6 protein-coding genes and 1 pseudogene are annotated in these 11,732 nt (G+C 56.4%); all 7 read right to left on the reverse strand.

Annotated features, from left to right (window positions below):
• Positions 1-302 precede the first annotated feature (302 nt).
• Complete coding sequence (rpiA, locus tag ACIQ0R_RS07060; RefSeq protein ID WP_395825483.1) at positions 303-974, reverse strand: ribose-5-phosphate isomerase RpiA; 672 nt, start codon at positions 972-974, stop codon at positions 303-305.
• Positions 975-1,070: 96 nt separating this feature from the next.
• Positions 1,071-2,837, reverse strand: coding sequence for a cation:proton antiporter (locus tag ACIQ0R_RS07065; protein WP_395825469.1), 1,767 nt, complete (start codon positions 2,835-2,837; stop codon positions 1,071-1,073).
• A 295-nt stretch (positions 2,838-3,132) separates the two neighbouring features.
• Positions 3,133-3,669 (reverse strand): annotated as a pseudogene (gene def / locus ACIQ0R_RS07070) (peptide deformylase).
• 48 nt (positions 3,670-3,717) lie between these two features.
• Positions 3,718-4,593 carry a UTP--glucose-1-phosphate uridylyltransferase GalU gene (gene galU, locus ACIQ0R_RS07075; protein ID WP_395825472.1) on the reverse strand — a complete coding sequence of 292 codons (876 nt, stop codon included), beginning with the start codon at positions 4,591-4,593 and terminating at the stop codon, positions 3,718-3,720.
• Positions 4,580-6,646, reverse strand: coding sequence for an NAD-dependent DNA ligase LigA (gene ligA / locus ACIQ0R_RS07080; RefSeq protein WP_395825475.1), 2,067 nt, complete (start codon positions 6,644-6,646; stop codon positions 4,580-4,582). The genes galU and ligA overlap by 14 nt, the downstream gene beginning before the upstream one ends.
• A gap of 233 nt (positions 6,647-6,879) precedes the next feature.
• Positions 6,880-8,013, reverse strand: a complete 1,134-nt coding sequence (locus ACIQ0R_RS07085; RefSeq protein ID WP_395825477.1) for a cell division protein ZipA C-terminal FtsZ-binding domain-containing protein — start codon at positions 8,011-8,013, stop codon at positions 6,880-6,882.
• Positions 8,014-8,342: 329 nt separating this feature from the next.
• Positions 8,343-11,732, reverse strand: a 3,390-nt coding sequence (smc, locus tag ACIQ0R_RS07090; RefSeq protein WP_395825480.1) for a chromosome segregation protein SMC, incomplete at its 5' end; no start/stop codon positions are given.

Below are 11,732 nucleotides of genomic sequence, written 5' to 3' on the forward strand. Positions count from 1 at the left end.
AACTCCGCCGTGTACATCTGTTTTGGTATCTTCTTCATTGCTGGTCTTTCCAAAGGATCGTTGATTTTACGTTACCTATGGAAGACTAAATTTCGGGGGAAGCTCAGGAAGGGAGCACTTAACCGCTTCACTATCCAGTTTGAAGAACGGATGAAGCCGAATTAAACGAAATTCCGTTTACACAAAATCCAGCACACCCTCGGACAGATGGGTCCACTTTAATCTGATCTGACCCGTTTAACTACGCACCAGGTCGCGCCAGGTATTTACTGAATCATACTAAATCATGCTGCAGTGATTTCTTAGAACGTCAGCGTCTTCACACCATCAGGCGTACCCAGCAAACAGATATCTGCGCCCTGCTGTGCAAACAGGCCAACCGTCACCACTCCGGTGATTTGGTTGATCTGCCGCTCCAGCTCGGTCGGATCGGTAATCTTCAGATCATGCATATCGATAATCACGCAACCATTATCGGTAATCAGCGGCTTGCCATCTTTAAAACGCAAACGCGGCTCGCCACCCAGCTTGATCAGCTTACGCGCCACCACTGCCTGCGCCATCGGAATCACCTCGATCGGCAACGGAAATTTACCCAACACCTTCACCAGCTTCGACCCATCCGCGATACAGATGAACTTCTCCGCCACCGACGCCACGATCTTCTCGCGCGTCAACGCCGCACCGCCGCCCTTGATCATTGCACCGTCGGCATTGATCTCATCGGCGCCATCGATATACACCGGCATGGTGGCAACCTGGTTGAGGTCATACACTTCGATGTCGTGGCCACGCAAACGCGCAGCAGTCGCCTCGGAAGAAGCCACCGCCCCCTTGATGCGATGCTTGATGTTGGCCAGCTCATCGATGAAAAAATTGGCGGTCGAACCGGTGCCGACACCGACAATCTGGCCATCCAACGCATATTTGATTGCTTCGCGGGCAACAGCCAGCTTGAGTTCGTCCTGGGTCATGGCAGTCATGGCTTGATCTTAAAAAAGAAATAAAGAGGCTATTTTAACCAAAGCAGAGCGGCGATTTTGAAATCAATCGCCGCTCTGAACTGAATATCAGTGATTTTCGTCCGGCTTTTCAGCCAATGTTTCTCGCAACGCAATTTGCAAGCGCGAATGCAGCTTCACAAACCGTTGCCACAGCACCAGCACCAGCACCGCGGCGGCTACCAGCACCGGCAGCAGCAGGTTAGTCGGCGGCAAGATACGGCTGCTAAGGGCGGCGATCATCAACATGATACCGATGATCGACACCACAGGAATCACCTCAGCGATTACGCGCCTTACCGCATGATTGTAAGCACCAGCCCATTCTGGCGTGACGCTGATCTCAGCCAGCAACATGCTCAACGCATGCAGTTTGCGATAGGTGGCGATCAGGAAGGGCAGCGATATCAACAATGCCCCTCCCCACACTATGGCGTTCTGGACCTGCGGATCGGCAATCCAGGGCCCAATGAGTGCGCCAAGCTTTTCGGCAAAATAGCCGCTGACGATGAAGATCGCCGCCACCAGCGCCAGGTTAACCACCACCTGCATCAGGATGCGACGGATGATGCGCGACAATTCGGCGCGATCACCCTGCGGCTGCAAACTAGCCAGCCAGGTCGAATACATGCCGAATACCGAGGCCATTTTTTCCGGCATCGCCTTGGCCAGGCGCATCGATAGCGGATCCGCCAGCTTGATCAGATACGGCGTGAGCAATGTCGTCACCGCCGAAACCGCTACCACGGTCGGGTACAGGAAATCGCTGGTGACCTTCAAGCTGACGCCCAACGCTGCGATGATGAAAGAGAATTCACCGATCTGCGACAGCCCCATGCCGACCCGCATCGAGGTGCGGCCGTCATGACCGGAGAGGAAAGTCGCCATGCTGCAGCTGACCACCTTACCCAGCACAACCGCTGCCGTAATCACCGCAATCGGCAGCCAGTACTGCGCCAGTATCGAGGGATTGAACAATAGGCCGATGGCGACAAAAAAGATGGCACTGAACATGTCACGCACCGGTTCTATCAGCCTTTCTATCTGGTGCAGATGACGCGATTCAGCCATCACGGCGCCGATCAGGAAGGCGCCCAGCGCCACGCTGTACTCCAGTTTCATGACCAGCAGACAGAACCCGAAACACAGGCCGAGCACTGTCACCAGCAGCATTTCCTTGCTCTTGAACCTGGCAACATAGTCCAGCAAACGCGGCACGATCAAGATCCCCGCTACCAGCGAAACGATCATGAACAGCACCAGCTTGCCGATCGTGATGGCGGCATCGCCAGCATCCACCGATCCGCCGGTGGCAACCCCGGACAGCAACGCGATCATGCCGATCGCCAGCACATCCTCGACAATCAGGATGCCGAAAATCAGTTGCGCGAATTTCTCACGCTTCATGCCCAATTCGTTAAGCGCCTTGACGATGATGGTGGTTGAGGATACCGACAGCATCGCGCCGAGAAACACTGCATCCATCTGCTTCCAGCCGAAATAGATGCCGATTTCGTAGCCGACCCAAAGCATCAGGACAATTTCCGCCAGCGCCGCGACAAACGCGGTGACGCCAACCTTGCCAAGTTTCTTCAGGCTGAACTCTAACCCTAGAGAAAACAGCAGAAAAATCACGCCCAGTTCGGCCAGAATCTGGATCGTGCGTTCGTCCGTAATCAACGAAAATGGCGGCGTGTGCGGGCCGATGATGACACCGGCAACAATATAGCCGAGCACCACCGGTTGCTTGAAACGGTTGAACAACACCGTCACAACGCCAGCGATCAGCATAATCATGGCCAGATCCTGGATAAACGTTTCTACTGCATGATGCATGGGTGGGCTTTCCTCAAGAGATTGGACAAGTCATCGGCAGACTGGCGCGCAGCAAGAAGGAACCGCAGTACGCGCACGGCAAAGCAATGCCAAGCTAGCGTGGAGGCGACCAGAGACGAAGCGACCAGGCTGAAGTTAAACATGTCCGGCAATTATATTACGCTATCGAATATCTATCTTCAATAGATTAGGAGATTTGAACGATTTGGGAGATTTGAGAGATTTAATCCGCACAGTCGCGGCTTGCACGCAAGCGTAATCATCGACGCAAGCAGCGCAACGACAGCAACCCGACTCAGTCGTCGTGATTCGGATCCAGCCCGGGAAACAATATGTCGGTGTAGCCGAAGCGGGTGAAGTCTTTGATCCGCATCGGGTACAAAATACCATTGAGGTGATCGCATTCATGCTGCACTACGCGAGCATGGAAGCCGTCGACATCGCGACTGATGCACGCACCGAACTGGTCGAAACCTTCGTAATGGAGCTGAGTCCAGCGTGGCACGACGCCACGCAGGCCAGGTACCGACAGACAACCCTCTCAGCCGTCTTCCAGCTGTTCCGACAGCGGCCGCAAGATTGGATTGACCAGCACCGTCTGCGGTACCGCCGGCGCATCAGGATAGCGGACGTTATTGCTGAAGCCAAAGATCACCAGCTGCAGATTGACGCCGATTTGCGGCGCCGCCAGACCGGCACCATTTACCGCGTGCATGGTCTCGAACATATCGGCGACAAGAGCATCCAGCTCGGCAGTGCCAAAAGCGGTGACAGGCTCGGCTTGGCGCAGCAAACGCGGGTCGCCCATCTTGAGGATTTCACGAACGGTCATGAGGTACTCTTTGTTTATAGATTGTCTACAGATAAAAATCAAAACCAATTAGTTGAATTTTTTCAGATACTCGGCAAACTCAACCCCGGTTTCGGGATGCTTCAGGCCCATCTCCAACGTCGCTTTCAGATAGCCCAGCTTGGAGCCGCAATCATAACGCTGTCCGGTATAACGGTAAGCCAGTACTCGCTCATGCTGCATCAACGCGGCAATCCCGTCGGTCAGCTGAATCTCGCCGCCAGCGCCCTTGCCCAGCCCATCCAGGTGATCAAAAATACCGTTGGTCAGTACATAGCGCCCCACCACCGCCAGCGTCGAAGGTGCCTTATCTGGTTGTGGCTTTTCGACGATGCTGTTGACCTTCTCCAGATTTGGCTGATAAGGATCGATGCTGACGATACCATATTGCCTAGTGTCGGCACGCGGCACATCCTGTACTGCCAGCATACTCGATTGTTCAATCGCAAAAATGTCCGTCATCTGCGCCAGCACCGGCTTCTGGCCTGGCGCGACATCCATGAAATCGTCCGCCAGCAAGACCGCAAACGGGTCGTTGCCAACCACCGGCCGCGCGCACAGCACGGCGTGGCCCAGGCCCAGCATTTCCGATTGGCGAATGAAAATGCAATTGATGTGTTTGGGGATGACGTTCTGCACCAGCTCCAGCAAGCGCTCCTTGCCGGCGGCCTCCAGTTCGGTTTCCAGCTCGTAGGCTTTATCGAAATGATCTTCGATGGCGCGCTTGTTGCGGCCGGTGATAAACACCATATCGGTGATGCCGGCCGCCACCGCCTCTTCCACTGCGTACTGAATCAAGGGCTTATCGACAATCGGCAGCATCTCTTTCGGCTGCGCCTTGGTAGCGGGCAAAAATCGGCTGCCCAGGCCGGCAACAGGGAATACGGCTTTTTTAATGATGCTCATGGTGGGTTCCTTGTTCGCTTTCTAAAAGGATGCGGAGTCCGTCTTCATCCAGAATAGGGATATTCAACTCTTCCGCCTTGGTCAGTTTACTGCCGGCCTCAGCCCCCGCGACCACGTAGCTGGTCTTCTTCGACACCGAGCCTGTCACCTTGCCGCCAGCGGCCTCGATCAAGGCGGCTGCGGCATCACGGGTCAGGGTCGGCAAGCTGCCGGTCAACACGAAGGTTTTACCAGCCATCAGCCTGGACGCGCTTTCTGCCGGCAAGTTCTCCGGCCAATGGATGCCGGCGGCACGCAACTGCTCGATCAACTCACGATTGAGCGGATCAGCCAGGAACGTCAGCAACGAACGCGCCACCACCGGGCCGATATCGGCGACTTCCAGCAATTGTTCCTCACTAGCTTGCAGCAAGGCGTCGATGTTGCCAAAGTGGCTTGCCAGTTCCTTCGCCGTCGCCTCACCGACATGGCGGATGCCGAGGGCGTAAATGAAGCGGTCCAAGGTCGTCGATTTCGATTTTTCAAGCGCGCTCAACACATTCTGGGCTGATTTGTCTGCCATCCGATCCAGTTCGGCCAGCTTCACCAGTCCCAGCTTGTACAAATCGGCTGCTGTGGTAATGACCTGGCGATCCACCAATTGTTCAATCAATTGATCACCAAGCCCCTCGATATCCATGGCTCGACGCGAAGCGAAATGCTGCAATCCTCCCTTGCGTTGTGCTGCGCATTTGACCCAACCGCCGGAACAACGCGCAATCGCCTCATCCTCCGGCTTGACGATCGGCGAGCCGCAAATCGGGCACGCAACAGGCATCAAGAATGCCGCAGCATCAAGCGGCCGTAACTCAGGCACAAACGACACCACCTCCGGAATCACATCGCCGGCACGGCGCACGATGACAGTGTCGCCGATGTGGATATCCTTGCGCCGAACCTCATCTTCATTATGCAAAGTGGCATTGGTCACGGTGACGCCGCCGACAAATACCGGCGCCAGGCGCGCAACCGGCGTCACTGCGCCGGTGCGGCCGATCTGTACCTCGATATCGAGCACCTGAGTAGTGGCTTCTTCAGCGGGGAATTTATGCGCCAGTGCAAAGCGCGGCGCGCGCGACACAAACCCCAAAGTCTGCTGCTGCAGCAAACGATTGACCTTGCACACCACGCCGTCGATTTCATATGGCAGTTGCGCGCGTTTAGCGCCAATGCCGCGGAAAAAATCCAACAGTCCGGCAGCCCCCCTGACTACGCCGCGTTCATTACACACCGGCAGCCCAAGCTGACTATACCAATCCAGCAGCGCTGCGTGCGACAACGGCATGTCCTTGCCCTCCAGCACGCCAATACCGTAGGCAAAGAAACGCAAGGTGCGTTGCGCGGTGATGCGCGAATCTAGTTGGCGCAGGCTGCCGGCAGCGGCATTGCGCGGATTGGCGAACTCCTTCAATCCGGCATCGCGCTGGCGCGCATTGAGCTTGGCGAAATCAGCCTTGAACATCAGCACTTCGGCGCGCACATCCAGTACCTTGGGTGGATTGTCAGTATGCAAACGCAGTGGAATAGCCCGTACCGTGCGAATGTTGCTGGTAACATTCTCACCAGTGCTGCCGTCGCCACGCGTGGCCGCCTGCACCAGAATGCCATCTTCATAACGCAGATTGATGGCCAGGCCGTCGAATTTCAATTCAGCGGCATACTCGATCTCGCTACCGCTCTGCATGTCAAGACCATCCCTGACACGACGATCAAACTCGACAATATCGTTATCCTCAAAGCCATTGCCCAGAGACAGCATCGGGATCGAGTGCGTGACCTGCTCGAACTGCGGCAGGGGCGCGGCGCCGACCCGCTGAGTTGGCGAATCCGGCGTGTTCAATTCTGGGTGAGCTTGCTCCAACGCTTGCAGCTCGCCAAACAATTGATCGTATTCGGCATCCGGAATCGATGGATTATCGAGTACGTAATAAGAGTGATTGTGGCGATTTAACTCAGCCGCCAACCAAGCCGCACGGGCGCGCCAGTCAGCGTTGTCAAATGAAGAAGATGGCATGTGTGATATCCGTTGAATACAACGCAAAAAGGCCGCGCTGAGACGGCTCTATCTACGCCTTGCTGCAAATAGTGTTCTTTGTGAAAGGTGCGCCCGGCAGCGGGTCGGGTAGCATTTTTACCCAGTATTTTTATCCGGTTGTCGCATCTGTTTCAGTCCCGCACACTATTGCGGCAACGCGACGCCAAAAAATCTGCCCCACCCTAAGACGGCGCCAAAGCCGTGTCATGCAATTAGCTAAATAGACGCAAAGCCCGGACTGAACCGGCGGGGATTTCAGCCGCTTCCATTTCCTGATAGAAGGCATCGACCTGACCGGCGATTTCGGCCAACTGAACCTCTGTCAGCGGTTGATTGCTATCATCCACCAACACGCCGCCAAGGCGCGCCGCCAGCGAGCGCCCGCAAGCCACCATGGCGCCATAGCCGTCGCGTGCCGGCGCCACGCGCGGCACATCAAGCAGCAAAGTCAGGCGACTAGCGGTCTCGGCCACTGCGCTGGCATTGGTCGACAACGAAAACAGCAGGCCGCCGTCGCCATCGGACATCACCATGCGACCTTCCGGGCGCGCATCAAACCCTTGCCGCGCCAGCGCCGCCAGCAGCGTGCTGATCGCCCACGGCGCGCCGCTTGACTGAATATTCACACCCAACTGAGCATCGTGCTCAATGACAAACTGATGCAGCGAGCGTGCGGTATTGATCACCTCAGGCATGTCCGGCAGATCAGGTTCGGCGCCGAGGTCATCCGCGATCTGACGCAGGCGCATGACTAGTTCGGAATATTCGATTTCGTTGAGCGGACTACTGCGGTTAGCCAATTGCACACCGGCCAGTAAAGTGCTGTAGATGCCACCATGCGCCACTGGCTCCCAATCGCCATTAGCGTCTTCGCCAACAAAATGAATCGGCTTATTGCCGACATGGCGCAGGCTTTGCAAGGCGGGCAGCGCTTTGTCACCGCGTATCGGCGCCTCCAGCACCAGCGGGATTGTGCAATCGATCAGGTCGTCTACCGGCAACTCCTTGCGCATTGCCGGTGCAGCATGGCCAGCGGCGGTTGCGGCTGGATTGCCGGACTGCGGCTCCAGCGCATGCTGCTGCGCGATGTGCTCGATGGCGTCATGCGACGGCTCTGCAATTGCCGCCCGATCAGCGTCGTTTTCGGCATCGAACAGCTTCGGCTCTTGCCGCACCTGCGGCTCGCCGCTATCTTTTCCCGGCGTCATCAAGACATCGTCATGCGATCCCGAAAATGCCCGCTCGACGCTCTTCTTGGCCTTGTATTCCTGCCATTTGTTATACGAAATGACGCCGACAAGAAACGCGCCTCCAATGATAAACAGGCTGGTTTGTAGATCTGTCATTCTGCTGATGCCTTAATAGTTGCCGCCATATCGCTCAAAGAAGCGCTTGCAGGGCGGCTTAAAACGCAAATTTGCGACTGAAATTGTGGACTGGTCATTGATTGAATCCGAGGTAAAAACACTTCAAAAATGGTTGTCAGTGACCGCGTAAAAATGCTTCAAATTCGTTGTAATGCGTAGCTTGTATTCAGTCTTTTTTTATAAAAAGTCACCGATTTCATGTACATACAGTCAACCTGAACGACCGAGCTGCTTTTTACAAAATATGACATTAAAAAATATTGCATTAAGACTAGCAAAATCAGCCTGTTGCCGCCATAAAAAAATCGTCATGCAGCCACAGGATCGGCCGCAAAACTCCGTGCAGCCTCCATATCCACCGCCACGATCCGCGATACACCCTGCTCTTGCATGGTCACGCCGATCAGTTGCTGCGCCATCTCCATCGCAATCTTGTTATGCGAAATGAACAGGAACTGGGTATGACTGGACATCCGCTTGACCATGTTGCAGAAGCGCTCGGTGTTGGCATCGTCGAGCGGCGCGTCGACCTCGTCGAGCAGGCAGAACGGCGCCGGATTCAGCTGGAACATCGAGAACACCAGCGCGGTCGCGGTCAGCGCTTTTTCACCACCTGAGAGCAAATGAATGGTCGCGTTCTTCTTGCCCGGCGGCTGCGCCATCACCTGTACGCCGGAATCCAGAATTTCGTCACCGGTCATGATCAGCTTGGCCTGACCGCCACCGAACAGAATCGGGAACAGCTCGGCAAAATGATGGTTGACCTTGTCGAAGGTATCTTGCAGCAGATCGCGGGTTTCCTTGTCGATCTTGTGGATCGCATCCTGCAAGGTATTGATGGCCTCGGTCAGGTCGGCATTCTGTGCATCCAGGAAGTTCTTGCGCTCGGAAGCCTGCGCCAGCTCGTCCAGCGCGGCCAGGTTCACCGCCCCCAGAGCGGCAATCGCATTGGTCAGGCGCGTAACTTCGCCTTGCAAGTATGAAGGCCGCATGTCAGCGGTCAGCTTCTCACTCAAGGCAGCCTCATCGGCTTGCGCTTCGAGCAATTGCTGCACGTATTGCTCTTGATTCAGACGCGCCGCCTGTTCCTTCAGTTGCAGTTCCATGATCCGTTCGCGCTGCGGCTGCAGGCTGCGTTCGGCTTGCAGACGGGTGTCCTCATACTGACGCAGATTCTGCGATACCTGATCCAGTTCGTGACGAGTATCGGCCAGCGCGCGCTCCTGCTCACTGCGCTTATCCAGCAAATCCTGCAAGCCGGCCTGCGCGGCTTGATCGTCCAGGCTTTCCAGCTCAAGATGACCCTGCTGCATGTTGGCAAACAACTGCGCCGCTTGCTCCAGCGCGGTGGCGATGCTGCGCTTGAGTTCTTCGATCTTGTTGCGGTGCGACTTTTCAGCAAATTCCGCTTCTTGCGCGGCCCGCTCCATTTCGCGCAAGCGCTGCCGGGCGTCGTTGAGTTGTTGTTCCTTGCTCAGGTAATCGGTTTGTCCATCCTCATGCATCTCTTGCAACTCAGCCAACTCCATGTCGAGTTGTTCGAACTTGGCTTCCGATTCCATCCTGGTCTGCTGTTGCTCACTTTCCTGCGCCGCGATTTCCGCCAGATCTGACGCAATCTGGGAACTGCGCTGGTTGAAGCGATCCTGCAGTTCAGACAGTTTCATCACATCGATCTGCAAACCATGCACCGCCTGCGTCAACCCATGATGGCGCTGCCGCATTTCCTGCAGCCGCTGCGTCGCTTGCGACAACGCAGCCTCAGCGCGCACCGAACGCGAGCGTGCTTCGTCGGCCAGCATTTGCTGGGCGCGTAACTGCTTAGTGATGTTTTCGATTTCCTGCTGACGCGCCAACATGCCGTCCTGCTCAGAATCGGAGGCATAGAAACGCACGCCGGTCTTGCTGATCAGATGGCCCTGACGCGTGACGAAGCTGCCCCCCAACGGCAGCTTGCTGCGTTCGGCGAAAGCAGTTGTCGTGTCGTCGGCGGCATAGAAATTGTGCAGCCAATCCTGCATCAGCGCCCGCAAACCGGGGTCGTTCAATTGCAGCAGATTGAGGAAAGGCTTGAGCCCGGCCGGGGTTTCAGCGGCACTGGCTGCTGCCACACCGTTCGGCGTGAACAGGGCCAGCTTGGCCGGCGGTGCATCGTTGAAGAAGGCCTTGGCCCAATCCAGGTTCGACATTTCCAGCGCCGAAGTACGCTCGCGCAGCACCGATTCCAGCGCGGCTTCCCAACCGCCGTCGATATGCAGTTTTTGCCACAGACGCGGCAAACCTGCGAGTTCGTGCTTCTGCAACCAGGGTTGCACCTTGCCTTCGGTCTGGACGCTTTCCTGCAAGTGCTTGAGCGCGGTCAGGCGTGCTTCCAGCTGGGCATTGCTGGCGCTTTCGGCATTAACCTGCTGCTGTGCATTGCGGCGCTCTTCTTCCAGCCGCGGCAGTTGTTCCTGCGCCTCTTCTACCTGCATCGCCAGGTCTTCAAGAGCGGCCTGCTTTTCTTCGAGCTGCATGCGCAGGTTGCTCAAATGGGCGCTGTCCGGCAGATTGAGTCCGTTCTTTTCCTGCGACAGCCGCTCGCGCCGCGCACTCAAGCCGTTGAGGATGTTCGAAGCATTGCACTGATGCGCCGATTCCAGTTCGATCTGCTGCTGAATCTGCATGATCTTGCCGCGCGACTCAGTGCTCTTCAGTTGTGCCTCGCGCCAGCTTTGCTCCAACGCCGGCAATTGATCGTTGTGCTGCTGCGACGCCACTTGCGATTGTTCGACACGCGCCATCAACTCTTCCAGGTGCATCTCGGCTTCCACCAGATCGTCCTGAAATTGCGTCCCCTGGCGCTGCCATTGATCGCGCTGTGCGCTGAGCGAATTGAGTTGCGATTGCAGCCGGTTGCGCGATTCGATGACGAACTTGATCTGCGCTTCCAGGCTGCCGATTTCGGAGTTGGTTTGGTACAGATGGCCTTGCGCCTGGTGCATGCGGTCGCCGGCGGCATAGTGCGCCTGCCGCATGTGCTCCAGCTCGGTTTCGACATGCCGCAACTTGGCGGTCTGCTCTTCCAGATCGGTTTGCGCCTTCTCAATATCGCGGAAATATTTCTCCTGCTCAGCCTTGGCTTCGTTCTTGCGTAAAAGCCACAATAGCTTCTGCTTCTCTACCTGATCGCCTTGCAGTTCATGGAATTTTTGCGCGACGGCAGCTTGTGCCTGCAACTTTTCCAGATTGGTATTGAGTTCACGCAGAATATCTTCGACCCGCAGCAAATTATCGCGCGTATCGTTCAAGCGGTTTTCGGTTTCGCGGCGGCGCTCTTTGTACTTGGAAACGCCGGCCGCCTCCTCAAGAAAAACCCGCAGTTCTTCAGGGCGCGCTTCGATGATGCGCGAAATCATGCCTTGGCCAATGATCGCGTAAGCGCGGGGGCCGAGGCCGGTGCCCATGAAGATATCCTGGATATCGCGCCGTCGAACTGCCTGGTTATTGATGTAATAAGTCGAGGTGCCGTCACGCGTCAGTGTGCGCTTGACGGCGATTTCGGCATACTGGCTCCACTGCCCGGCGGCCTTGCCAAGGCTGTTGTCGAACACCAGCTCGACAGAGGAGCGTCCGGCAGGCTTGCGGTGCGATGAGCCGTTGAAAATCACGTCCTGCATCGATTCGCCGCGCAACTCGGAGGCTTTGGATTCGCCGAG

The sequence above is a fragment of the Collimonas sp. genome, from assembly GCF_044339385.1.
Lineage (GTDB): Bacteria > Pseudomonadota > Gammaproteobacteria > Burkholderiales > Burkholderiaceae_D > Collimonas.

Excerpts from the sequence above, each read along its gene's own strand:
- rpiA (WP_395825483.1), bottom strand. The coding sequence starts at position 974 with ATGACCCAGGACGAACTCAAGCTGGCTGTTGCCCGCGAAGCAATCAAA.
- ACIQ0R_RS07065 (WP_395825469.1), bottom strand. The coding sequence starts at position 2,837 with ATGCATCATGCAGTAGAAACGTTTATCCAGGATCTGGCCATGATTATG.
- galU (WP_395825472.1), bottom strand. The coding sequence starts at position 4,593 with ATGAGCATCATTAAAAAAGCCGTATTCCCTGTTGCCGGCCTGGGCAGC.
- ligA (WP_395825475.1), bottom strand. The coding sequence starts at position 6,646 with ATGCCATCTTCTTCATTTGACAACGCTGACTGGCGCGCCCGTGCGGCT.
- ACIQ0R_RS07085 (WP_395825477.1), bottom strand. The coding sequence starts at position 8,013 with ATGACAGATCTACAAACCAGCCTGTTTATCATTGGAGGCGCGTTTCTT.